Below are 23,425 nucleotides of genomic sequence, written 5' to 3'. Positions count from 1 at the left end.
TAAACTCAGACCCAAGGAAACGCGCGTGCCGTCCAGCCCGCGCGTTTTTTTACAATTGCGTTGCTTGCGCGAAATATGCGAAGCGCCACCGGAAATGCCCCTAACGGGGCCAACCACGACAGCACATTCAGTGGGTCTTTTCCTCCCGGAGCTTGCCCTCCGGCCGCGCAGAAAGGTTTTCGACGTGCAGACACCCTATTACCTGATCGACAAGGCCAATCTCCGCGACAATATGGAGAAGATCGCCCGCCTCCGCGCGCTTTCGGGCGCGCGTTGCCTGCTGGCGCTGAAGTGTTTCGCCACATGGTCGGTCTTCGACTTCATGTCGGAGTATATGGACGGCTCGACCTCCTCATCGCTCTACGAAGTGCGGCTGGGGGCCGAGAAATTCCCCGGTGAGACCCACGCCTATTCCGTCGCCTATGCCGAGCATGAGATCGACGAGGTGCTGGGCCACGCCGACAAGATCATCTTCAACTCCATTGGCCAGCTCGACAAGTTCGACGCGCAGTCGCGCGGGCATATCCGGGGGCTGCGGGTGAACCCCGGCGTCTCGACCTCGGATTTCGACCTCGCCGACCCCGCCCGCCCCTTCAGCCGTCTGGGCGAACATGACCCGGCGGCGATCGACGCGGTCGCAGACCGGATCACCGGGCTAATGTTCCACAACAATTGCGAGAATGATGACTTCGCGCGTTTCGACGAGATGCTGACCCTGATCGAAGAGCGCTTTGGCGCTGTGCTGCACAAGATGGACTGGATCAGCCTTGGCGGCGGAATCCATTTCACCGGCGCGGACTACCCACTTGATGATCTGGCGCTGCGGCTGAAATCCTTCGCCGAAGCCTTTGGCGTGCAGGTCTATCTGGAGCCGGGCGAGGCCGCGATTACCGGGGCTGCGACGCTGGAGGTCACCGTGCTCGACACGATGCACAACGGCAAGAACCTCGCCATCGTCGACAGCTCGATCGAGGCACATATGCTTGACCTGCTGATCTACCGCGAACCGGCCAAGATCGCGCCCGACACCGGCGACCACGAATGGATGATCTGCGGCAAGTCCTGCCTTGCCGGCGATATCTTTGGCGAGTTCCGTTTTGACGCGCCGCTAAAGGCGGGCGACCGCCTCTCGTTCCAAGACGCTGCCGGTTACACGATGGTCAAGAAAAACTGGTTCAACGGCGTCAAAATGCCCGGCATCGCAGTACGCGAGTTGGACGGAACCACCCGAATGGTGCGCGATTTCGACTATGACGATTTCGCCGCCGCCCTGTCGTGACAAGAAAGAGGTCAACACTATGAAACGCAATGTTCTTATCATCGGCGCGGGCGGCGTCGCACAGGTTGTGGCGCATAAATGCGCTCAGAATAATGATCGTTTGGGTGAGCTTCATATCGCCAGCCGCACGGTTTCCAAATGCGAGGCGATCATCGCCAGCGTGCATGAGAAAAACGCGATGAAACAGGACGGCGTGTTCAAGGCGCACGAAGTCGACGGTATGGACACCGACGCTGTCGCCGCCTTGATCAAGGAAACCGGCTGCCAGATCGTGATCAACGTGGGCTCGCCTTTCGTGAACATGACCGTGCTGCAGGCCTGCATCGACACCGGTGCCGCCTATATCGACACCGCGATCCACGAAGACCCCCGCAAAATCTGCGAGACCCCGCCGTGGTATGGCAACTACGAATGGAAGCGCCGCGAGGCCTGCGCCGAGGCGGGTGTGACCGCGATTCTAGGCGCTGGCTTTGATCCGGGTATGGTCAACGCCTTCGCCCGTTTCGCAGTTGATGAGTTCATGGACGAGGTCAAATCCATCGACATCGTCGACATCAACGCAGGCGACCACGGCAAGTACTTCTCGACCAACTTCGACCCTGAGATCAACTTTCGCGAGTTCACCGGCACGGTCTACAGCTGGCAGGAAGGCGAGTGGCAAGAGAATAAGATGTTCGAAGTCGGCCGCGAATGGGACCTGCCCGTCGTCGGCAAGCAGAAAGCCTATATGTCGGGCCATGATGAGGTGCATTCGCTGGCCGCGAACTACCCCCATGCCGACGTGCGCTTCTGGATGGGCTTTGGCGATCACTACATCAACGTCTTCACCGTGCTGCAAAACCTCGGCTTGCTCTCCGAACAGCCCGTGACCACCGCCGAAGGGCTTGAGGTCGTGCCGCTGAAAGTGGTGAAGGCCGTACTCCCCGATCCCTCGAGCCTTGCGCCGAACTACACCGGCAAAACCTGCATCGGTGATCTGGTGAAAGGCGTGAAGGACGGCGAAGAGGTTGAGGTTTTTGTCTACAACGTCGCCGATCACAAGGACGCCTATAACGAGGTCGGCAGCCAAGGCATTTCCTACACCGCAGGCGTGCCGCCCGTGGCCTTTGCGATGCTGATCGCCGATGGCACCTATGATGGCGGCACCATGGTCAATGTCGAAGAACTGGACCCGAAACCGCTGTTCGGTCTGCTGGATGACATTGGTCTGCCGACCCGCGTGAAAGACGACAAGGGCGACCGCGCTTGGCACGAGGCCTGAGCCTCTCTTGAAACGCAAAAGGCGACCCCCGAGGGGGTCGCCTTTTTTAATGCCAGCTACGAAAATCAGTATTTCGCAGCGAAGTTATCGACTTGACGCTCGGCCTCATCTTTGGCGATGCCATAGCGTTCTTGAATCTTACCCACCAGCTGCTCGCGGTTGCCGCGCGCTTCGGTGATTTCATCATCGGTCAGATCACCCCATTGCGATTTCACCGCGCCGGTCATCTGGTTCCAATTGCCTTCGATACGGTCCCAATTCATGTCAGGTCTCCTTTCACAGGCTGTGAAGATGCGGGATTGTCCCGCTCTTGCAGGTACAACGCTGGCGCGAAGTCAGGGTTCCCTGTCCGAGGAGCGCAGAGGCGGAAAGACGCCGTCTGCAGGGCCGCAGTGACGGGGGACGTTAGTTGAACTGTTCCGAGATCAACCGCTCTTCCAACCCATGACCGGGATCGAAGAGGATCCGATGGCTTACGCTTGGATCCGAAGAGACCTCAACCGTGGTCACATCGCGGTGCGATTGCCCGTCGGCATCCGCCATCACGGGGCGTTTTTGCGGTTCTTGCACGTCAAAGCGCACCGTCGCCCGTTTCGGCAGCAACGCCCCGCGCCAGCGGCGTGGGCGGAAGGCGGCGATCGGGGTCAAGGCCAGCACATCCGAACCAATTGGCAGGATCGGCCCATGCGCGGAATAGTTATAGGCGGTGGAGCCCGCAGGCGTCGCCACCAGCGCCCCATCACAGACCAGTTCCTCCATCCGCTGCCGCCCGTCTATCGTGATGCGCAACTTGGCCGCCTGCGGCCCGGCGCGCAGCAGGGACACCTCGTTGATCGCCAGCGCGGTCGAGATGGTCCCGTCGATATGGGTGGCGCGCATGACCAGAGGGTTGATTACCGCCTCTTCCGCCGCCGCCAGCCGCGCTTGCAGGTCGCCCTCGCGGTAAGCGTTCATCAAAAAGCCGATGGTGCCGCGGTTCATCCCATAGACCGGCGCGTCCATGTCTTGGGTGCTGTGCAGCGTGTGCAGCATGAAACCGTCACCCCCAAGGCCACGATCACCTCGGCCTGACGCAGGGATACGTCACCATAGCGCCCGATCAAAGCGGCCCGCGCCGTTTGGGCCACGCTGGCCCGGCTAGCCACAAAAGCGATCTTTAGAGACATGTCAGCAGGCTCATTCCGGCGAAGTTTCCGATCATCGGCGTTTGGGGCCAAAACAATCACATTATTCCGCGCGCCACCAGTGTTGACGCACATATCTTGCAACCTGTCGGTTTACAGCCTTCACCTCGGCCCGCGTTTCCGATAGGCAACACGCGAAACCAGCCCCAATGAGGATCCCCTGATGTCCGATTTCTTCACCAAATCTCTTGCTGATTCCGACCCGGCCCTCGCCGCCGCGATTGATGCCGAACTGGGCCGCCAGCGCGACGAGATCGAGTTGATCGCCAGTGAGAACATCGTCTCTGCTGCGGTGCTTGAGGCGCAGGGCAGCATCATGACCAACAAATACGCCGAAGGTTATCCGGGCCGTCGCTATTATGGCGGGTGCGAGCATGTCGACGTGGCCGAGAACCTCGCGATCGAACGCGCCTGCGTGCTGTTCGACTGCGCATTCGCCAACGTCCAGCCGAACTCGGGCAGCCAAGCAAACCAAGGTGTCTTTACCGCGCTGCTGCAACCCGGCGACACCATTCTGGGGATGAGCCTTGATGCCGGGGGTCACCTGACCCACGGGGCCAAGCCGAACCAATCCGGCAAATGGTTCAACGCTGTACAATACGGCGTACGCAAACAGGACAACCTGTTGGATTACGATCAAGTTGCCGAACTGGCGGCTGAGCATAAGCCCAAGATGATCATCGCCGGTGGCTCCGCCATTCCACGCCAGATCGACTTTGCCAAAATGCGTGAGATTGCCGACAGCGTGGGCGCCTACCTGCTGGTCGACATGGCGCATTTCGCGGGCCTCGTGGCGGCGGGTGAGCACCCCTCCCCTTCCCGCATGCGCATGTGGCCACCACAACCACCCACAAAACCCTGCGCGGCCCGCGCGGCGGCATGATCTTGACCAATGACGAAGCGATCTCGAAAAAAATCAACTCGGCGATTTTTCCCGGCATTCAGGGTGGCCCCCTGATGCATGTGATCGCAGCCAAGGCCGTGGCCTTTGGCGAAGCACAGCGCCCCGAGTTCAAAACCTACGCCAAGCAGGTCATCGCCAACGCGCAAGCGCTGTCGGACCAGCTGATCAAAGGCGGCCTCGACACCGTGACACATGGCACCGACACCCATGTGGTGCTGGTCGATCTGCGCCCCAAAGGCGTGAAGGGCAACGACACCGAGAAGGCTCTGGGCCGGGCGCATATCACCTGCAACAAGAACGGCGTGCCGTTTGATCCCGAAAAGCCGATGGTAACCTCGGGCATTCGTCTCGGCTCCCCCGCAGGCACGACGCGCGGCTTCGGTGAGGCCGAGTTCCGCCAGATCGCCGATTGGATCATCGAAGTGGTCGACGGGCTTGCGGCCAATGGTGCTGAAGGCAATGCCGAGGTTGAGGCGAAAGTCGCCGCCGAAGTCGAAGCGCTGTGCCAGCGTTTCCCGATGTATCCGAACCTCTGAGAAGTTTGGCCCTCGCAGCGATGCGGGGGCCTTTCTTTGCCCGGAATCAAGGCGCCCTGCGCCGCCGGGCAGCGCCCGACCGCCCCATGGGCGGGCGCTGCCCTCTGATGCTCTGTCACGCTCCCCCTTGCCGATCCCCCTCCCCGCGCCACATTCTTCTGCAAAGGAGAACCGCATGATCATTCACCCCAAAGGCAGCCGCCCCTCTGAACCCGGTCCCGAAGATTACTTCACCGGAGAGGTCGAGATGGCCCCGCTGATCTCTGCCCCGGCCCCCGCCCGCCTGCGCGGGGTGACGGTGACCTTCCAGCCCGGAGCGCGCACGGCGTGGCATGTCCACCCCTTGGGCCAGACCCTGATCGTCACCGAAGGCACCGGCCGCGCCCAGACCGAAGGCAGCCCGGTGCAAACGCTTAACAAAGGCGATGTCGTCTGGTTCGGCCCCGGAGAGAAACACTGGCACGGCGCCGCGCCAGATAGCGCCATGACCCATATCGCCCTGCAAGAGGCGCAGGTCGGCGAGGCTGTCGAATGGATGGAAAAGGTGACGGACGCGGATTACGACCCGGCCTAAGCCCTTGGGCGCGGCAGCTTAAACGTAGCCGCGCCACCAAAGCCAGATCACGAAGCCCACGAAAACCACGAGGATGTTAAAGGCCACCACCGCCAAACGATCCAGAATGATCCCGCGCTGCCGGGCCTTGGGGTCGATCTCACGCAGATGCGCCGTGACCCGGTTGAAGGCCGCCCAAACGGGGGCATCCTCCAGCTGGCGGGCGATATGAGGGTTTGCGACCAGATGTTCGGTCTTGCTCAGCAACACCCCATCGCCGCGAATGCCGCGCGGCAGTTCCGGCCCGGCGCGGTGAAACGCCTCGCGCAAATCGCGGGCTTTGATGCGCAGCCGATCCTCGAACAGGGGGCGCAGCGCCTCGGCACGGGTGTTGAAATCTTGGCGGTCAATCATGCGCGCATCTAATCGCTCTGGTCCCCGGGCTGCAATGCCCGTAATTTGACCGCATGTTGAATTACACCGAATATGGCGAAGCCGCCGCCGACCGTCCGTCCCTGTTTATCGTTCATGGCCTCTATGGCTCTGGCCGCAACTGGGGCGTCATCGCGAAACGTCTTTCCGACAATCGCCACGTCGTCACGGTGGACATGCGCAACCACGGCAGCAGCCCGCATCACGACACCCATAGCTATCCCGAGATGGCGCAGGATCTGGCCGAGGTTATCACGCATCTGGGCGGCCCGGTGGACATCTGCGGTCACTCCATGGGCGGCAAGGCGGTGATGATGCTGGCGCTGACCCAGCCCGATCTGCTGCGCCGGGTGATCGTCGCCGATATCGCGCCCGTCACCTATGGGCACACACAGCAGATGTTCATCGACGCCATGCGCGGCGTGGACCTCACCCAGATCGAACGCCGCTCGGACGCCGAAGCGCAACTGGCCACAGCCGGGGTAGAGCGCGCGTTGCAGAGCTTCTTTACCCAATCGCTCGACGTGCCCGGAAAACGCTGGCGGCTGAACCTTGACGCACTCGAGGCTGAGATGCCCAAGATCATCGGCTGGCCCGATGATGTGAGCGGGCAATTCGAGGGACCGACCCTGTTCCTCTCGGGGGGGCCTCGGACTATGTTCAGCCCGAACACCGCGAGGCGATCAAGGCGCTTTTCCCGCAAGCGCGCTTTGCCAAAATTCCCGGCGCGGGGCATTGGCTCCACGCCGAAAAACCGCGCGAGTTCGAGGCGACGCTGCGCATCTTCCTTAATACCGAAGGGTCTGACTAGCCAAGCTGATCCCTTCAGCAGCCCCCTAAGCCCCCCCGATCGCTGCCCTTGAGGGGGTGAAGCCACAGCGCCACCCTTATTTCTCGGGCCGTGATGGCCATTCCCCCTTGCAGCCAGAGCCGCCTTGCCTATAAGGCAGGACAATTTGCAAATTTAGGGGGCCGCCATGCCGAAACGTACCGACATCCAGTCGATCATGATCATTGGTGCGGGGCCGATTGTCATCGGACAAGCCTGCGAGTTTGACTATTCCGGCGCTCAAGCCTGTAAGGCGCTGAAAGAGGAAGGCTACCGCGTCATCCTCGTCAACTCCAACCCGGCCACGATCATGACCGATCCAGGGCTCGCCGATGCCACCTATATCGAGCCCATCACACCTGAAATCGTCGCCAAGATCATCGAAAAAGAGCGCCCCGATGCGCTGCTGCCCACCATGGGCGGCCAAACCGGGCTGAACACCTCGCTCGCGCTCGAAGAGATGGGCGTGCTTGAGAAATTCGGCGTCGAGATGATCGGTGCCAAGCGCGAAGCCATCGAAATGGCCGAAGACCGCAAGCTCTTCCGCGAGGCGATGGACCGTTTGGGCATCGAAAACCCAAAAGCCACCATCGTCACCGCGCCCAAGCGCGAGGACGGCAAGAAAGACCTCGCCGCTGGCGTGAACCTCGCCCTTGAGGCGCTGGAATACGTCGGCCTTCCCGCGATCATCCGCCCCGCCTTTACCATGGGCGGCACCGGCGGCGGCGTGGCCTACAACCGCGAGGATTACGAATTCTACTGCCGCTCGGGCATGGATGCCTCGCCGATGGGGCAAATCCTCGTCGATGAGTCGCTGCTGGGCTGGAAAGAATACGAGATGGAAGTGGTGCGCGACACCGCCGACAACGCCATCATCGTCTGCTCGATCGAGAACATCGACCCGATGGGCGTGCATACCGGCGACAGCATCACCGTGGCCCCAGCCCTGACGCTCACGGACAAAGAATACCAGATCATGCGCAACCACTCCATCGCCGTGCTGCGCGAGATCGGAGTAGAGACCGGCGGCTCCAACGTGCAATGGGCCGTGAACCCCGCCGATGGCCGCATGGTCGTGATCGAGATGAACCCGCGCGTTTCGCGCTCCTCGGCGCTGGCGTCCAAGGCCACCGGCTTCCCCATCGCCAAGATTGCGGCGAAGTTGGCCGTGGGCTTTACGCTGGACGAGCTCGACAACGACATCACCGGCGTCACACCCGCGTCTTTCGAGCCGACCATCGACTATGTGGTCACCAAGATCCCCAAATTCGCCTTTGAGAAATTCCCCGGAGCCGAGCCTTACCTCACCACCGCGATGAAATCGGTGGGCGAGACCATGGCCATCGGCCGTACAATCCACGAAAGCCTGCAAAAGGCGCTGGCGTCGATGGAATCGGGCCTCACCGGCTTTGACGAAGTGGCCATCACCGGTCTCAACAGCGACCTGCCCGGCGACGCGCCAGAGAATATGGCGGCGCTGATCAAAGCCGTGTCGGCCCCGACCCCTGACCGGATGCGCACCATTGCCCAAGCGATGCGTCACGGCATGTTCGACGACGATCTGCACGCGCATACCATGTTCGACCCGTGGTTCCTTGCCCGGATCCGCGAGATCATCGAAGCCGAAGAGGGCATCCGCGCCAGCGGTCTGCCCGACGATGCAGATACCTTCCGCGAGTTGAAAATGATGGGCTTCACCGATGCCCGGCTCGCCATGCTGACTGACAGCCGCGAGGCGCAGGTTCGCGACGCGCGGCTGGCTCTCGGCGTCAAAGCCGTCTTCAAACGCATCGACACCTGCGCCGCCGAATTCGAAGCGCAGACCCCCTACATGTACTCCACCTACGAAAGCCCGCTGATGGGCGAGGCGGAATGCGAAGCGCGGCCATCAGACCGCAAGAAGGTCGTCATCCTCGGCGGGGGCCCGAACCGCATCGGCCAAGGCATCGAGTTCGACTACTGCTGCTGCCACGCTTGCTATGCGCTGACCGACGCGGGCTATGAGACCATCATGGTCAACTGCAACCCCGAGACGGTCTCGACCGACTATGACACCTCGGATCGCCTGTACTTTGAGCCGCTGACCTTTGAACACGTGATGGAAATCCTGCGCGTCGAGCAGGAGAACGGCACGCTGCACGGCGTCATCGTTCAGTTCGGCGGCCAGACCCCCTTGAAGCTTGCCAATGGCCTGCAAGAGGCCGGCATCCCGATCCTCGGCACCACGCCCGACATGATCGATCTGGCCGAAGACCGCGAGCGTTTCCAGCAGCTTGTGCTGAACCTTGGCTTGAAACAACCACACAACGGCATCGCCCATTCCGACGCCGAAGCGATGGAAATCGCCAAGGAAATCGGCTTTCCGCTGGTGATCCGCCCCTCCTACGTTCTGGGTGGCCGCGCGATGGAGATCGTCCGCGATCAGGCCAGCCTCGAGCGCTACATCACCAATGCGGTGGTCGTGTCCGGCGACAGCCCGGTGTTGCTCGACAGCTACCTGTCGGGCGCGGTGGAACTGGATGTCGACGCCCTCTGCGACGGCGAGAATGTGCATGTCGCGGGCATCATGCAGCATATCGAAGAGGCGGGCGTTCACTCCGGCGACAGCGCCTGCTCCCTGCCGCCCTACTCGCTCCCGCGCGAGATCATCGCAGAGGTCGAAGAGCAGACCCGCGCGCTGGCAAAAGCGCTCAACGTCGTGGGCCTGATGAACATCCAGTTCGCGGTGAAAGACGGCGAGATTTACCTCATTGAGGTCAACCCCCGCGCCTCGCGCACCGTGCCCTTCGTGGCCAAAGCGACGGACAGCGCCATCGCCTCCATCGCCGCGCGGATCATGGCCGGGGAGCCGCTCAGCAACTTCCCGCAGCGCCCGCCCTACCCCGATCAGGCCGCATATGAAGACACCCTTCCGCTTGGCGATCCGATGACACTGGCCGACCCGAATATGCCGTGGTTCTCCGTCAAAGAAGCGGTGCTGCCCTTCGCCCGTTTCCCCGGCGTCGACACGCTTTTGGGGCCGGAAATGCGTTCCACCGGCGAGGTCATGGGCTGGGACCGCGACTTCCCCCGCGCCTTCCTCAAGGCGCAGATGGGCGCTGGCAACCCACTGCCGCGCAACGGCTGTGCCTTCCTCTCGGTCAAGGACGCCGACAAGGGCCAAAACATGCTGGAGGCCGCGGAAATCCTGCTGGACCAAGGCTTTACCTTGATCGGCACCCGCGGCACCGCGGAATGGCTCACCGCCAATGGCCATGCCTGCGATGTGGTGAACAAGGTCTACGAGGGACGCCCCGACATCACCGACATGATGAAAAACGGCGATGTACATCTGGTGATGAATACCACCGAAGGCGCGCAGGCGGTCGAAGACAGCAAGTCGATCCGCTCTATCGCGCTTTACGACAAGATCCCCTACTTCACCACCGCCGCAGGTGCCCATGCCGCGGCACTGGCGATCAAGGCGCAGGCCGAGGATGCAATCGGTGTGAAAGCGCTTCAGGGGTAAGAAATCGGGGCTGTCCATTGGGCAGCCCCTTTTTCAGGCGGCGCAGTGCCCGCTTAGCTGATGACGCACCTTATCCAGCAAAGCTGGGGCGCGAAACGCATCCTTGTGGCATGCGACACGCTGACCTCTTTGGCTTCCAAGCCGATCTGCGCAATCGGTTCGTGGGTAAAACTTGTCTCGACCAGCACCAGACGGTCGCCATCGGCCATCAGCGGCACGCGCTCACGCGAGAGACCGGCGATAAAGTCGAGATCAAGCAGGCTGTCCAGACCGATCCCCTGCGAGAAATCCACCGCGAGGATCCGACGGCCCAGACTGTCACAGTCCAGAATGCAGCGCACCTGAGTGATCCGCAAAGAGACCTCATACCCGGTGAGTTGCTCTGCGACCGATTGCAGCCCCAAGAGGTCATTGGCGGTGATTGGCGTCGTCTGGCGCGACAGGCTGTCGGCGATGACGGCGGTGGCATCGGTCGCCATCCCGCGCACCCGAAAGGCATCCGTGAAGGTCAGCATCGCCATGATCGACCAAACCAGCAAAGGCAGCAGCACCAAGAAGGCAATCGTCTGGCTGCCCTCTTCGGACTGGAAAAAACGCTTTAAAGAAATCGCCCTCATCCGCGTGGCTCCGTTACGAAAGCTGTTGTGACCCGCACGCCGTATTGCCCGTCGGAGCCTTCGGGCAGTTGACGGCCCAAACCGGTCCCCGGCAAAAGTGGCTCAAAAAGACGACATACGCGCATCATCATCAGGTTGTTCTGCTGGCCGGGCAGAAAGCCGTTTGCCGGGTCGAAATCTTCGTCCCGGTCCACGCAAGGCGCAGGGCCGCCCAAGTCAGCCCAATCGGCAATCGGCAAGGCGCGCATCTCGATCCGGATATTCTCTAGGCAGCCCGCATCAAAGACCGAACGCTCGCAAATCAGCGCTTTCATCGCGTCATAGCCCGGCGTGGCGCCAGTCGCCAAACGCACGTCCCGCACGGCCAAATTCGTGGCACGGCGCAGCATGATCTCACGCGCGCTCCACAGACCGGTCTCAAGCGCAAGGAAGAAGAAGTAAAAGACCAGCGGCAACAGGATGACGAACTCAACGGTGACCCCGCCCGCCTCGGATCGGCGAAAGCGGTCTTTGAGAAAGCGGATCATTTCGTCAGCCTCAGCATAGAGATGGACGCGGCGATCATGTCGAATGCGGTTTGGATTTCCAAACCCTGAACGTCGAAATAATGGGCGTCGGATGAGGCGCAATCTTTCAGGAGGTTGAGTGAGTTGGTACTGTCGACATCCATGCCGATGGAATAGACCACGACCCCAGCGGTATTCGCGACACCGCAGATTTGACGCAGCCGCCGGTCCTTCTCGCTCGCACTGATTGTGTTATGCATGTTGGCCCAGAAGCTGCTCGCAAGGGAGCTCCAAACCTGCGATCCGCCCCACCAGGTCACCGATCGCCGCCGACCATAGAGATTATATCCGTAGTAGTAGGGGGACATCTCTGCCCAAACCTCGGGCCAGTCGAGCCGCTCTTCCTCTCCCTGACTCTTATATTTCTCTAAACTAGGATGATTAAGCAGTGTGGTGTCATGCCACATCCGGTCGGACCCCCAAGGATGGGTCGCGTAAAAGTAGGCTTCGGGATAGGAATTATCCCCGTCGTACTCGTTTGAGCGTTCCGCCGAATCCGCTGTATAAAACACGACCGAACCGTAATCAGTGCGGATAACGTCGGACTCGCCAGATGCATATTCGGGCTCAAGTCGATATTCCGGATAGTTCTCACCATCCGTCATCAGCACCAGTACTTTCATGCTGTTCTCAGCGCCATGCGGATGTGGACGGCCTTGGAACTCAGGTTCCACCAAACCGGCGTTGATCAATCCGTTCACTGGCTCTTGCGCGGAGGGGTCAAGCAACGCCAACCCCCATTTCGCACCAACATCGATCGACGTTGACCCTTCGGCGGTCAAGGCAAGAATTTGCGATCTCAGTACCGATACCGAGTCCGACAGTGGCGTGATCGCAAAGCCCCCGTCTTTACGGCAAACCCACTGGCCACGATCCCGATCAGAAGTCGACATGCTCTGGAACTGAAAGTGTCCGGTCCGCTGGATCTGTTGGTCGGGATCGATCGATAAGGAGCCGTAATCATTCGCGTCAAAATCTACGCAATGCGAATAGTTATGCTCTGTGGTTGCTGCATATTGGCCCAGCAGAGCCTCCCCTGCGTTAACCTTCGTCGAATAGGGAACAATCGAAATCGACACACGCCCCTCTTCGGAATCGCTTAGGATTGTCTCCACGAAATCTATGGCCGCGCGCTTAAGCAGGGTCAGCTTAATCCCGCTTCGGTCGCTGGTTTCCTCCCCCATCGACCCCGACACGTCGAGCACGAGCGAAATCTCGATATCTTCCACCCGTTCGGTCGCCTCTGACGTGATCGTCATGCCGAGCGTGTCGATGTCGAAAAACCGGAAGAAATAAGTGTTCAGCCCGGCGGGAAGCGAGGCTTCGACCGTCCGCCCCACCAGAATGCCGCCGATCTTTTCTTCGCTCGTGTCGATCGCCACCTCGGAGGGGTCAAGCCCCGCAGACGTCAGGTAGCTGCGCACGACCTCTTCGGGGTCGAGGTTTTGCGACAGGCTGGCCGCGGCCAGCACGGCATTGTCGAGGTGGGTCTGAAATGTGGTCCGCGTCCGCTCGTGGTTCGCCAGATCCACGGCCAGACCGCCAAAGATCGTAATGCCGAAAAACACGACCAACATGAGGACCAGCATGCCGCCGGTCTCGTCCTTGGAAAAACGCTTCACCCGATCGAAAAGCATTCGACTAATAACTTTGCGCCTCATGACACCTCTCTTTTTCGGAGGTTGAATTCGTGAGCAAATTCTGTGCTCTAGGCTGCAGCATCCGCCATTGATGGACCTGTAAATCACGCACCGAAATGGCCGCTGCCCTGAAAAAATCTGTCTGTTCTTGTTCAATTAATGATTGCTAACGAGCGATCACTGCGCCCTGCTGGTTGCATAGTCAAGCCAGCGCGTATCGTCATAGGCGATCAAATTTTTCAACTGTAGCGGCATTCACACGCCTGCCACCTCAAAGCCGTGGCAAGTCCCGCGCGGTTTCGCTAAAGTATGGAACCTGCACCTTGCTGCCCCCTGCGTCAGCGTGCGCCGACCATGACAACGGCCCCTTGCAATTCCACCGGGGCTGCTCAGCTTTAGTAGACCAGCCACGCCGTTGGAGAGAAAGGGATCACACCGATGTATCAAGCCGCCATCACCGGCACGGGCGTTTTCACGCCTCAGCAGACCATCACCAACGCCGAACTGGTCGAAGCCTTCAACGCCTATGCCGACCTCTACAACGCCGAGAATGCCGAGGCGATCGGCGCGGGCACCCTAGAGGCCAAGGCGCATTCTTCGGAAGAGTTCATCGTCAAAGCCAGCGGCATCGAGCAGCGCTATGTCATGGACAAATCCGGCGTGTTGGACCCCAATGTCATGCATCCCCTGCTGCGCCAGCGCGCGGATGAGGAACCCTCCCTGATGGCGGAAATGGCCGTTGATGCTGCGCAAAAGGCGCTCGCCGCCGCTGGAAAGACCGCCGATGATGTGGATGCGGTGATCTGCGCGGCCTCCAATCTTGAGCGCGCCTACCCCGCCGTGGCCATCGAAATTCAAGAGCTTCTGGGCGTGAAGGGCTTTGCCTTCGACATGAACGTGGCCTGTTCTTCGGCTACATTCGGCATTCAGGCGGCGGCGGATATGATCCGCTCCGGCTCCATCCGCTCCGCCCTCGTGGTGAACCCGGAAATCTGTTCGGCCCACCTCGAATGGCGCGACCGGGATTGCCACTTCATCTTTGGCGATGTCGCCACCGCCACGCTGCTGGAGCGTGCCGAAGATGTCGAAGGCCCCTGTTTCGATGTCATCTCGACCCGCTGCGCGACTGAGTACTCCAACAACATCCGCAACAACAACGGCTTCCTCCGCCGGTCCCGCCCCGACGGGCTGAGCGACCGACGCGACATGCAGTTCATGCAGAATGGGCGCAAAGTGTTTAAGGAAGTGTTGCCCATGGTGGCCGATCATATCGGCGGGCATATGGCCGACAATGGGCTGGAGTCCGACGACCTTAAACGCATTTGGCTGCATCAGGCGAACAAATCGATGAACGATTTCATTGGGCGCAAGGTGCTGGGCCGAGAGCCTGAGCTAGGCGAACAGCCCAACATTCTACAAGACTACGCCAACACCTCCTCCGCTGGGTCGATCATCGCTTTCGCGAAGAATTCCGATGACCTGCAAGACGGGGACACGGGGCTGATCTGCTCTTTCGGGGCGGGCTATTCCGTCGGGTCGGTGATCGTTAAAAAGCGCGGTTAACCGCCCGCGCCTTGCCCCGCCCGCTCGTGAGAACGGGTCGGGGTTTCTATCTTGATCCGCTGTCATGGGCGGCGTAACACCCTGCCCATGGCAAAGCTCTACTTCAATTACTCCACCATGAACGCTGGCAAATCCACGGTGCTGCTACAGGCGGCGCATAACTATGTGGAACGGGGCATGGTGCCCTTTTTGCTGACCGCGCAGTTCGACAATCGCGCAGGCGAAGGGCGCATCGCCTCGCGCATCGGCATCGGGCAAGAGGCCGATACCTTCGCCCCGGGCGAAGACCTTTTGGCCAAGATCGAAAGCCGGTTAGAGCAAGGCCCCTGCGCCTGTATCTTTGTCGATGAGGCGCAGTTTCTTGAGGTCGAGCAGGTCTGGCAACTGGCCCGCGCGGTGGATGATCTGGGCGTGCCGATCATGTGCTTTGGGCTGCGGGTAGATTTCCGGGGTGAGCTTTTCCCCGGCTCTGCCACGCTGCTCGCGCTGGCCGATGAGATGCGCGAAGTGCGCACCATTTGCCATTGCGGCAAGAAGGCTACGATGGTCGTGCGCCGCGACGCCGAAGGGCAAGCGATGCGCGACGGCGCGCAGGTGCAGATCGGCGGGAACGAGACCTATGTCTCCCTCTGCCGCAAACACTGGCGCGCCGCCGTGGGCGATGGCTAAACCCGGTTCGGCGGGGTGCTTCCGTCAATGAAGGCTTGTAGATTGGCCACAGCCATCAGCCCCATATCGACGCGGACCTCATGCGCCGCCGTGCCCAGATGCGGCAGCAGCACAGCATTGTCGAGATCCCGCAGCGCCTGCGGCACTTTGGGCTCGAATTCATAGACATCCAGCCCGGCGCCACCGATGCGCCCCGCGTGCAAGGCCGCGATCAACGCCGCCTCCTGCACCACATCGCCGCGGGCGATGTTGATCAGATGCGCATGGGGCTGCATCGCGCCGAGCACGGTTTCATCGATCAAATGCCGCGTGGCACCGCCGCCGGGCACGGCAACGACAAGCACATCCACGGCCTCGGCCAGCGCAGTCAGGCTTTCGACACGGGTGGCCGGGAAATCCAACTCCTTCGCGCTGCGGTTAAAATAACTGACCTGCATCTCGAAGCCATAGTGACACCGCCGCGCGATGGCCTGCCCGATCCGGCCCATGCCGACGATGCCGACCCGCTTGCCGGTCAGGTGCAGCCCCAGCATCTGGGTCGGGTGCCACCCTTCCCACGCGCCCGAGCGGACCAACCGCTCCCCTTCGCCGGCGCGGCGGGCGGACATCAGCATCAGCGTCATGGCGACATCCGCCGTCGCATCGGTGACCGCGCCGGGGGTGTTAGTTACCTCCACCCCCGCCGCGCGGGCCGCTGCCGCGTCGATGTGGTTATAGCCGACGCCAAAATTGGCGAGGATCTTGCAGCGCGGAACGGGCACATCGGCAAAGACTTCGGCCGAGAATACATCCCCCAAGGTCGGCATTACCCCGTCATAGTCGCGCAAAGCCGCGCGCATTTCATCGGCCGAGAGGGGCGCGGTTTCCTCGCGAACGGTTACTTCGCAGCCCGTCAAGGTGACGGTGACCTCGTCGGGCAAGGGTCTGGCAATTAGTATCTTTTTCAATGCATCCGCCCTCCTTCGGGCACTTTTTGATCGGGCGACAACAGCACGATCTCTCCGTCCTTATCCGGCAGACCAAGCACCAGCACTTCGGACATGAAAGGCCCGATCTGGCGCGCGGGGAAGTTCACCACGGCCATGACCTGCCGCCCCACCAGCGTTTCGGGTGTATAATGCGCCGTGATCTGGGCAGAGGTCTTACGCTCCCCGATCTCAGCGCCGAAATCCACCCAGAGTTTGATCGCCGGTTTGCGCGCTTCGGGGAAGGCTTCGGCCCGGGTCACGGTGCCGACGCGAATGTCGACTTTCAGAAAATCGTCGAAAGTGATCTCAGCCATTGGCCAACTCCCGCGATCTGTCTGCGGCAGCGGCCACGGCGCGTTTCAACAAAGGCGGGAAGCCCTCGGTCTCATCCATCAGCACCTCAAGCGCCGCTTGGGTGGTGCCATTGGGGCTGGTCACGTTGACGCGAAGCTGGGCGGGGTCTTCTTCGGCCTGCATCGCCAGCGCCCCTGCCCCGGCCACGGTCGCCTTGGCCAATTGCATGGCCAGTTCTTCGGGCAAGCCTTGGGCCACCCCGGCGGCGGCCATGCATTCGATCATGTGAAAGACATAGGCCGGGCCCGAGCCGCTGACCCCCGTGACCGCGTCGATCTGCGCCTCTTCGGTCAGACGCACGACCTCACCCACGGCGCTGAGCAGGGTCTCGGCCTCATCCAAAGATCGGCTGCCCGCCTTGGCGTTGCCAACGATGGCGGTGATCCCTTTGGAAATGGCAGCGGGGGTATTGGGCATGGCCCGCACGATGGGTGTGTCGCCGCCAAGGACGCTTTCGAAATAGCCGATGGTGGTGCCCGCTGCGACGCTGACGAATAGCGTCTCGCCGTTGCCCATCGCCTGAAGCGTCGGCAGCGCATCCGCCATCATCTGCGGCTTGACCGCCACCAGCACCACGGCCGGAGCGGCAGGCAGCGTGGCGTTAAGGTTCACGCCCGCGCTTTGCAGCCAATCGGAGGGCTTGGGGTCCACCACCCAAACCGAGCTTGCAGGCAGTCCCTTTGCCAGCCAGCCTTCCAACATGGCCGATCCCATTTTGCCACAGCCCAGCAAAACCAAGCCGTCGCGCGCCACTCTGCCGTCTTTCATCGTCATCCCCCGAAGTTGTTCGGGGACTTTGTTACGCCCGGCCGTAAGCCTCTGCAATGGCGACGTCCATCGCGGCCTTGGGGGTTTGATCGCCCCAGACGAGCAATTGCAGCGCGGGGTAGTAGCGTTCGGCGCTCATGACAGCGGCACCGATCATCGTATCAATCTGCTCTGGCCCCGCGACCTGCCCACCGGCCAGCACCAAGCCGTAACGGTAGACCATCAACTGCTGATCCGGCCAGAAACTGAACGCCCCCGCCCAGCATTGATCGTTGACGAGGTTTAACAATTCGTAAAGCTGCGGCAGTTTTTCGGCAGGCGGCTCCATCTCGAAGGTGCAAATCAGGCGCAGCGTTTCGTCGTAGGCAGACCATGCCAGCGTGATCGAATAGGTTCGCCATTGGCCTTCGACAGCCATGGCGATCTGGTCATCCGCCACGCGGTCAAACTCCCAATCATGGTGCGCCGCGATATTTTCAACGATATCAATCGGGTGAACGTCTTCTTCAAGGTAATGCTCGGACAGGGCCATTTCGCCACCTCTCAATCTGTTCCACGGGGCGGGACGTGGCCCACCATTCATGGAAGCCTGCACAAATAGGCGTGTAGGTTCACATCACCTATACAAGATATGGTGCTTCTAGCGGAACAGTCTGGCAAGGTTTTTCTTGGGGATAACCACAATTGATAGGGGATAACCGCAATAACTTGTGGGTAAATCGTGGAAAACGTCTACAATTTGGAGAGAGGTGCTGCGCCGGGGCATAATTAGTCTCAGTCGGCGCGGAGGATCGCCGCCCCAACCTTGGGGGCGGCAGATCAGATTTGGCCTAGGGTCGGGCCTCAGCCCTTGGTTTCGAGCTTGTCGAGCCGCGCTTTCAGCGCTTCGTTCTCTTCGCGGGCCTTTTGCGCCATGGCACGCACCGCGTCGAACTCTTCACGGGTGACAAAATCACGATCAGCGAGCCAACGGTCGAGCATGCCCTTCATGGCAGTCTCGGCCTCATCCTTGGCACCTTGGGCGACGCCCATCGCGTTTGTCATCATCTGTGAGACGTCATCGAAAAACTTGTTACGGGTCTGCATGTCTGGCCTCCGGAGGTTTGTTAGCCTCTATATGGGGCGCGAAGCCCTTACTCGCAAGGTTGACTTCCCCGCGTGGCCTTGCTCAATCAGCACCATGATAGCCATGCTCCCCTTCCCCGATATCGCGCCGGAAATTTTTTCGGTTAACCTGTTTGGTGCCACCTTCGCGCTGCGCTGGTATGCGCTGGCCTATATCGTGGGCATTCTGCTGGGCTGGCGCATCGCCACCGCGGCGGTCAAACGCCCACAACTGTGGAAGAATGACACGCCCGTCATGAAGCCCGGTCAGGTCGAGGACCTGCTCTTTTGGGTCATTCTGGGCGTCATTCTTGGCGGACGGTTGGGCTATGTGCTGTTTTACCAACCGGCCTATTACCTGTCGAACCCCGCCGCCATCTTGCAGCTCTGGGAGGGCGGCATGTCCTTCCATGGTGGGGCGCTTGGGGTCATTCTGGCCGGACTCTTCTATACACGGCGGCATCGCATCCCGGTGATCTCGACCGGAGATATGGTGTGTTTGGGGTTGGCACCGGGCCTGTTTCTGGGGCGGCTGGCGAATTTCATCAACGCCGAGCTCTGGGGCCGTCCGACCGATCTGCCTTGGGGCGTGGCCTTCCCCGGCGAGGCAGCGCAGTTCTGCCCCGACGTGGCCGGCATCTGCGCCCGGCACCCCTCGCAACTCTATGAGGCGCTGCTGGAGGGGCTGGTCTTGGGCGGCGTGCTGATCTGGATGGCATGGAAACGCGGTGCGCTGAAAATGCCCGGCCTGATCGGCGGCACCTTCCTTGCGGGCTATGGCGCGGCACGTTTCGCGGTTGAGTTCCTGCGCCAGCCAGATGCGCAATTCGTCACCCCCGGCAACCCACTGGGGCTGGCGTGGCATATCGGCGGCTGGGGGCTGACCATGGGGCAGATCCTGTCGCTGCCGATGATTGCCGTAGGCATCTTTTTGATCATTCGGGCGCGGCGGCAGGCATGAGCCTGAAGGACCATCTGCTCGCGCGGATCGCCTTGGAAGGGCCGATGCGGCTGGACGACTATATGCAGTCCTGCCTGCTGCATCCCGACTGGGGCTATTACACGACCCGAGCGCCCTTTGGCGCAGAGGGGGATTTCATAACGGCGCCGGAGATCAGCCAGATGTTTGGCGAGTTGATCGGCCTGTCGCTGGCGCAAAGTTGGCTGGATCAGGGTGCGCCCGCGCCTTTCACGTTGGCCGAGCTTGGGCCGGGGCGCGGCACATTGATGGCCGATATGCTGCGCGCCTGCGCGCAGGTGCCGGGATTTCTGGCCGCTGCGAAGATTACGCTGGTCGAAGCCTCCCCGCTCTGCGCGACGTGCAGCGTGAGACGTTGCAAGGCCATGACATCACTTGGTTGGATAGCGCTGCAGACTTGCCCGAAGCGCCGCTTTTCCTGATTGCGAACGAGTTTTTTGACGCGCTCCCGATCCGCCAGTTCATCCGCCAAGGCGCAGGCTGGGCGGAGCGGCGGGTCGGCGCGGCAGAGGGCGCGCTGGCCTTCGGCCTTGGGCCCGTGACCCCGCAGCCCGCCCTCACGCACCGGCTGGAGGATACGAAGGACGGCGATCTGGTCGAGCGTTGCGCCCCAGCGGCAGAGATCATGCAACAGATCGGCAGCCGCATCGCAGCCCATGGCGGCGCCGCACTGATCGTCGACTATGGCGATTGGCGGGCCTTGGGCGACACCCTGCAAGCCTTGCAGAATCACGCCCCCGTAGACCCGCTGGCCAGCCCGGGCCATGCCGATCTGACCGCTCATGTCGATTTCGAGGCGCTCGCCCTCGCCTGCCCCTGCCCCCATAGCCGCGTCGTCACCCAAGGCGTTTTTCTTGAGCGTTTGGGCATCACCCCCGCGCGCAGAAATTGGCCGAACTCCTGACCGGTGACGCGCTTGGCAGCCACATTGCCGCACATCGGCGGTTGACGCACCCGGCGGAAATGGGAAACCTGTTCAAAGTAATGGGGCTCTACCAAAAAGGTCAGACCCCGCCCCCGGGGACAGAAGTATGACGCTCGAAATTCTCACATCCGATGCGCTTGCCCCTCTGCGGCACGGGTTCTTCACCCGCCGTGGCGGCGCGTCATCGGGAGTGTTTTCCGGGCTGAACTGCGGCAGCGGCAGCTCGGACCAGTCCGAGATTGTGCGCATCAACCGCGCCCGCGCTGCCGAGGCGATGGGCCTGCCCGCTGACCACCTTGTCGGGGTGCATCAGGTCCACTCTGCCACCGTCGTCACCGTGACAGAACCGCGCGACGACAAGCCCCGCGCCGATGCGCTGGTGACCAAAACCCCCGGCATCGCCCTGTCGATCCTGACCGCCGACTGCCAGCCCGTGCTCTTTGCGGATGCGCAGGCCGGTGTGGTCGGCGCGGCCCATGCGGGCTGGCGCGGCGCGCTTGATGGGATACTTGAGGCGACCGTCGATGCGATGGTTGATCTGGGCGCCACGCGCGAAAAGATCACCGCGGTGATCGGCCCCTCGATCAGCCAGCGCGCCTATGAGGTCGGGCCAGAGTTTCTTGACAACTTCATGAGCGCCGACCCCGAGTTTGCCCGTTACTTTGCCCAAGGCGAAGGTGACCGTCTGCATTTCGACTTGCCGGGCTTTGGCCTGAACCGTCTGCGCGCGGCGGGTGTGGGCCATGCGGAATGGACGCGGCATTGCACCTATGCCGACGCCTCGCGATTCTATTCCTACCGGCGCACGACCCACGCCAAAGAGGCTGACTATGGCCGCCTGCTCTCGGCCATCACGCTCTGAACGGGGCGAGATTGGGGCGAGGGTCGCCCGTTTCATGCCGCATTACTGTCGCCAGACTGGACGTAATCGCATCCGGTTTGCTCAATTGTTTCCTGATCTGGCGATAACTGTAGGATTTTAAACACTTTATAGATTGTGGCCTACGCGCCCCAAAGCGCCCAACTTAGCCGTCAAATTTGCGCAAGTTTCTCACCCATCGTCAAAAACCGGCCCGATTGCACTGCGATAGTGAATGGAACGATGCCCGCATGACCGAAGAGGAACCGAGCCATGAAAAAGAACCCGCACTTCATCAAGTCCGTCGTCGAGACCGCCGCAAAGACGGACACCGTCATGCCATGGGCGCGTGGCGCGCGCCGCGCCGCCTTTATCGCAAAGCGCGCTGGCAACGCCCCGGTCCGCAAGACCGCCTGAAAAGTTTCCCCGGTACCGGCGCCAAAGCGTCCGGTACAAATGACCGCCCCTCAGGACGTTGATTCGTTTCGGGGGGCGTTTTCCTGCAAATATGGCAGCCAAGAGCCGGGCCAAGAAACATACCGCGATTTTAGCGGAAATTGGCGCGGGATGGGCTGTGAATATTCCGGATATTTTGACAATTCCGGCAGAACATGGCGAATTACCTGTCAGTCCGCGCCCAAAAGGGCCGCGTTCCGCCCCGCTGCGCCGGGTAGATAAGGGGTTTTGCATGACACAGACCGCCGCCACCGATCTTGAAGTTCCGCCGCCTGCGCCAATGCGCAGCTATGAAGTTGCCGCCCTGCGCGCCGATGGTTCGCTCTATATCGGGCAAGACACTGCGCCCGCCGCGCCGCTTTTCGAATCCGCCTTTGCGGCCTTCGCCCGCGGGACGCTGATCCAGACGGTGCAGGGCGACATCGCCATTGAGGACCTTCAGCCCGGCGACATGATCAATACCTCATCGGGGGAACCGGCGCGATTGATCTGGATCGGGTCCAGCAGCTTTATCCCGGCGGACAGCGGGCGGCGGCTTTCGCTGATCCGCATCATGCCCGACAGTTTCGGAGAGGGGCGCCCCAGCTCGTTCCTCACCCTTGGTCCCGCCGCACGGGTGCTACAAACGCCGCCTCACCTGCGGGCAGAGGCGGGCAGCACCCGTATGCTGACCCCGGTTCGCGCGTTTTTGGATGGGGTCAACGTGATTGAGGTCGCCCCGCCGACCCCGGTGCGCCTGTTCCATATCTGCCTGTCGCGCCATGCGGCGATCAAGGCAGGCGGGTTGGAGATGGAGACCTTTCACCCCGGTGCACAGGCTCTGCGCGACGCCGCGCCCAACCTTCGGGATCGGTTTCTGTCAATGTTTCCGCAGATCGCGCATGCGACGGATTTCGGCCCCCTCGCCCATCCCCGCGCGCCTGAAACCACAGAAGACAGCCCAAAGGACTGATTCAGGGCGCGGTCGACAGCCGCGCTTCCAGCACGTCGAAGGGCACGCCGGGATCATCCTTGGCCCCACGGATCACAAGGCTCGTCTTTACGCTTTCCACATTCGGCGTCGTCAGCAATTGCCCCGTGAGGAAGCTTTGAAAACTCGACAGGTCCGGCGCCACGCATTTCAGGATGAAATCAACCTCACCGTTGAGCATATGGCACTCGCGCACCAACGGCCAACCGCGACATTTCTCTTCAAAAGCGCTCAGATCGGCCTCGGCCTGACTGGCAAGTCCGACCATGGCGAAAACCTGCACCTCAAAGCCCAGTTCGCGCGCATCAACATCGGCGTGATAGCCTTTGATGTAGCCTTGTTCTTCCAAGGTGCGGACCCGGCGCAAACAGGGCGGCGCAGAGATGCCCACGCGCTTGGCCAGTTCGACATTCGTCATCCGGCCATCCGATTGCAATTCGGCCAAGATCATCCGGTCGATCGGATCTAGTCGTGTACCCGCCATATCATCCTCAGTGAATT

22 protein-coding genes and 3 pseudogenes are annotated in these 23,425 nt (G+C 61.4%); 13 read left to right on the top strand and 12 right to left on the bottom strand.

The genetic code is table 11. The features are described from left to right. Positions 1 to 184 precede the first annotated feature (184 nt). Positions 185 to 1,279 carry a carboxynorspermidine decarboxylase gene (locus tag ACFQAU_RS11115; RefSeq protein ID WP_132444309.1) on the top strand — a complete coding sequence of 365 codons (1,095 nt, stop codon included), beginning with the start codon at positions 185 to 187 and terminating at the stop codon, positions 1,277 to 1,279. A gap of 19 nt (positions 1,280 to 1,298) precedes the next feature. Further along, positions 1,299 to 2,540: a saccharopine dehydrogenase family protein gene (locus tag ACFQAU_RS11110; RefSeq protein ID WP_132444308.1), complete on the top strand. Its 1,242-nt coding sequence runs from the start codon at positions 1,299 to 1,301 to the stop codon at positions 2,538 to 2,540. A 65-nt stretch (positions 2,541 to 2,605) separates the two neighbouring features. Here ACFQAU_RS11110 and ACFQAU_RS11105 read toward each other — a convergent pair whose 3' ends face one another. Continuing rightward, positions 2,606 to 2,803: a CsbD family protein gene (locus tag ACFQAU_RS11105; RefSeq protein WP_132444307.1), complete on the bottom strand. Its 198-nt coding sequence runs from the start codon at positions 2,801 to 2,803 to the stop codon at positions 2,606 to 2,608. A 142-nt stretch (positions 2,804 to 2,945) separates the two neighbouring features. Then, a pseudogene (locus ACFQAU_RS11100) lies at positions 2,946 to 3,706 on the bottom strand (NAD kinase). Positions 3,707 to 3,887: 181 nt separating this feature from the next. Between ACFQAU_RS11100 and glyA the strand changes: the two are divergent. Beyond that, positions 3,888 to 5,164: pseudogene (gene glyA / locus ACFQAU_RS11095) on the top strand (serine hydroxymethyltransferase). 175 nt (positions 5,165 to 5,339) lie between these two features. Next, positions 5,340 to 5,738, top strand: a complete 399-nt coding sequence (locus tag ACFQAU_RS11090) for a (R)-mandelonitrile lyase (protein ID WP_067916484.1) — start codon at positions 5,340 to 5,342, stop codon at positions 5,736 to 5,738. An 18-nt stretch (positions 5,739 to 5,756) separates the two neighbouring features. On the opposite strand, the gene ACFQAU_RS11085 is transcribed toward ACFQAU_RS11090, so the two are convergent. Continuing rightward, a complete protein-coding gene (locus ACFQAU_RS11085; RefSeq protein ID WP_132444305.1) occupies positions 5,757 to 6,131 on the bottom strand; it encodes a hypothetical protein in 375 nt (124 codons plus the stop codon). A 53-nt stretch (positions 6,132 to 6,184) separates the two neighbouring features. On the opposite strand from ACFQAU_RS11085, the gene ACFQAU_RS11080 reads away from it, so the two are divergent. Both ACFQAU_RS11080 and carB read left to right on the top strand, forming a co-directional pair. Next, a complete protein-coding gene (locus tag ACFQAU_RS11080; RefSeq protein WP_386282242.1) occupies positions 6,185 to 7,012 on the top strand; it encodes an alpha/beta fold hydrolase in 828 nt (275 codons plus the stop codon). A 114-nt stretch (positions 7,013 to 7,126) separates the two neighbouring features. Then, a complete protein-coding gene (gene carB, locus ACFQAU_RS11075; protein ID WP_132444304.1) occupies positions 7,127 to 10,486 on the top strand; it encodes a carbamoyl-phosphate synthase large subunit in 3,360 nt (1,119 codons plus the stop codon). 53 nt (positions 10,487 to 10,539) lie between these two features. On the opposite strand, the gene ACFQAU_RS11070 is transcribed toward carB, so the two are convergent. From ACFQAU_RS11070 to ACFQAU_RS11060, 3 genes are read right to left on the bottom strand one after another with little or no spacing between them, the layout of a single operon-like run. Continuing rightward, positions 10,540 to 11,103: a TadE/TadG family type IV pilus assembly protein gene (locus ACFQAU_RS11070; RefSeq protein WP_132444303.1), complete on the bottom strand. Its 564-nt coding sequence runs from the start codon at positions 11,101 to 11,103 to the stop codon at positions 10,540 to 10,542. After that, entirely contained in the window at positions 11,100 to 11,630 is a 531-nt protein-coding gene (locus ACFQAU_RS11065) for a TadE/TadG family type IV pilus assembly protein (RefSeq protein WP_120351700.1), read from the bottom strand. Before ACFQAU_RS11065 ends, ACFQAU_RS11070 begins: the two co-directional genes overlap by 4 nt. Next, the gene (locus tag ACFQAU_RS11060; RefSeq protein ID WP_386282235.1) at positions 11,627 to 13,306 is read right to left on the bottom strand and encodes a TadE/TadG family type IV pilus assembly protein; all 1,680 of its coding nucleotides are present in this window, start codon (positions 13,304 to 13,306) and stop codon (positions 11,627 to 11,629) included. Before ACFQAU_RS11060 ends, ACFQAU_RS11065 begins: the two co-directional genes overlap by 4 nt. Positions 13,307 to 13,747: 441 nt before the next feature. Between ACFQAU_RS11060 and ACFQAU_RS11055 the strand changes: the two genes are divergently transcribed. Then, positions 13,748 to 14,872, top strand: a complete 1,125-nt coding sequence (locus ACFQAU_RS11055; RefSeq protein WP_132444301.1) for a beta-ketoacyl-ACP synthase III — start codon at positions 13,748 to 13,750, stop codon at positions 14,870 to 14,872. A gap of 87 nt (positions 14,873 to 14,959) precedes the next feature. After that, entirely contained in the window at positions 14,960 to 15,541 is a 582-nt protein-coding gene (locus ACFQAU_RS11050; protein WP_120351703.1) for a thymidine kinase, read from the top strand. On the opposite strand, the gene ACFQAU_RS11045 is transcribed toward ACFQAU_RS11050, so the two are convergent. The 5 genes from ACFQAU_RS11045 to ACFQAU_RS11025 form a co-directional block, all read right to left on the bottom strand. Continuing rightward, a complete protein-coding gene (locus tag ACFQAU_RS11045) occupies positions 15,538 to 16,488 on the bottom strand; it encodes a 2-hydroxyacid dehydrogenase (protein WP_132444300.1) in 951 nt (316 codons plus the stop codon). The genes ACFQAU_RS11050 and ACFQAU_RS11045 overlap by 4 nt on opposite strands. After that, a complete protein-coding gene (locus ACFQAU_RS11040; protein ID WP_067935119.1) occupies positions 16,485 to 16,823 on the bottom strand; it encodes a tRNA-binding protein in 339 nt (112 codons plus the stop codon). Before ACFQAU_RS11040 ends, ACFQAU_RS11045 begins: the two co-directional genes overlap by 4 nt. Then, positions 16,816 to 17,631 carry a pyrroline-5-carboxylate reductase gene (gene proC / locus ACFQAU_RS11035; RefSeq protein ID WP_132444299.1) on the bottom strand — a complete coding sequence of 272 codons (816 nt, stop codon included), beginning with the start codon at positions 17,629 to 17,631 and terminating at the stop codon, positions 16,816 to 16,818. The genes ACFQAU_RS11040 and proC overlap by 8 nt, the downstream gene beginning before the upstream one ends. A 31-nt stretch (positions 17,632 to 17,662) precedes the next feature. Next, a complete protein-coding gene (locus ACFQAU_RS11030; RefSeq protein WP_067622761.1) occupies positions 17,663 to 18,163 on the bottom strand; it encodes a type III secretion system chaperone family protein in 501 nt (166 codons plus the stop codon). Between the two features lie 311 nt (positions 18,164 to 18,474). Beyond that, complete coding sequence (locus tag ACFQAU_RS11025) at positions 18,475 to 18,717, bottom strand: accessory factor UbiK family protein (RefSeq protein WP_067622764.1); 243 nt, start codon at positions 18,715 to 18,717, stop codon at positions 18,475 to 18,477. 94 nt (positions 18,718 to 18,811) lie between these two features. Here ACFQAU_RS11025 and lgt point away from each other — a divergent pair, with 94 nt between their 5' ends. The 5 genes and pseudogenes from lgt (at position 18,812) to ACFQAU_RS11000 (ending at position 22,906) form a co-directional block, all read left to right on the top strand. Continuing rightward, on the top strand, positions 18,812 to 19,696 hold the full coding sequence (gene lgt / locus ACFQAU_RS11020) for a prolipoprotein diacylglyceryl transferase (RefSeq protein ID WP_132444298.1): 885 nt from the start codon (positions 18,812 to 18,814) through the stop codon (positions 19,694 to 19,696). Next, positions 19,693 to 20,749, top strand: a pseudogene (locus ACFQAU_RS11015) (class I SAM-dependent methyltransferase). The gene lgt and the pseudogene ACFQAU_RS11015 overlap by 4 nt, the downstream one beginning before the upstream one ends. Continuing rightward, positions 20,746 to 21,501 (top strand): peptidoglycan editing factor PgeF, encoded by a 756-nt coding sequence (gene pgeF / locus ACFQAU_RS11010; RefSeq protein ID WP_120351709.1) that lies wholly within the window; start codon positions 20,746 to 20,748, stop codon positions 21,499 to 21,501. Before ACFQAU_RS11015 ends, pgeF begins: the two are co-directional and overlap by 4 nt. Before the next feature lie 270 nt (positions 21,502 to 21,771). After that, positions 21,772 to 21,915, top strand: a complete 144-nt coding sequence (locus tag ACFQAU_RS11005) for a hypothetical protein (RefSeq protein WP_165935549.1) — start codon at positions 21,772 to 21,774, stop codon at positions 21,913 to 21,915. A 271-nt stretch (positions 21,916 to 22,186) separates the two neighbouring features. Further along, positions 22,187 to 22,906 (top strand): Hint domain-containing protein, encoded by a 720-nt coding sequence (locus ACFQAU_RS11000; RefSeq protein ID WP_132444296.1) that lies wholly within the window; start codon positions 22,187 to 22,189, stop codon positions 22,904 to 22,906. 1 nt (position 22,907) lies between these two features. Here the strand turns inward: ACFQAU_RS11000 and ACFQAU_RS10995 are convergent, their stop codons facing one another. Next, positions 22,908 to 23,408 carry an Lrp/AsnC family transcriptional regulator gene (locus ACFQAU_RS10995; RefSeq protein ID WP_040700523.1) on the bottom strand — a complete coding sequence of 167 codons (501 nt, stop codon included), beginning with the start codon at positions 23,406 to 23,408 and terminating at the stop codon, positions 22,908 to 22,910. Positions 23,409 to 23,425: the final 17 nt, after the last annotated feature.

The sequence above is a fragment of the Sulfitobacter profundi genome, from assembly GCF_042661425.1.
Classification (GTDB): domain Bacteria; phylum Pseudomonadota; class Alphaproteobacteria; order Rhodobacterales; family Rhodobacteraceae; genus Sulfitobacter; species Sulfitobacter profundi.
Note: the sequence above shows the minus strand (reverse complement) of the source record. Positions and strands in the feature narration are given on the sequence as shown.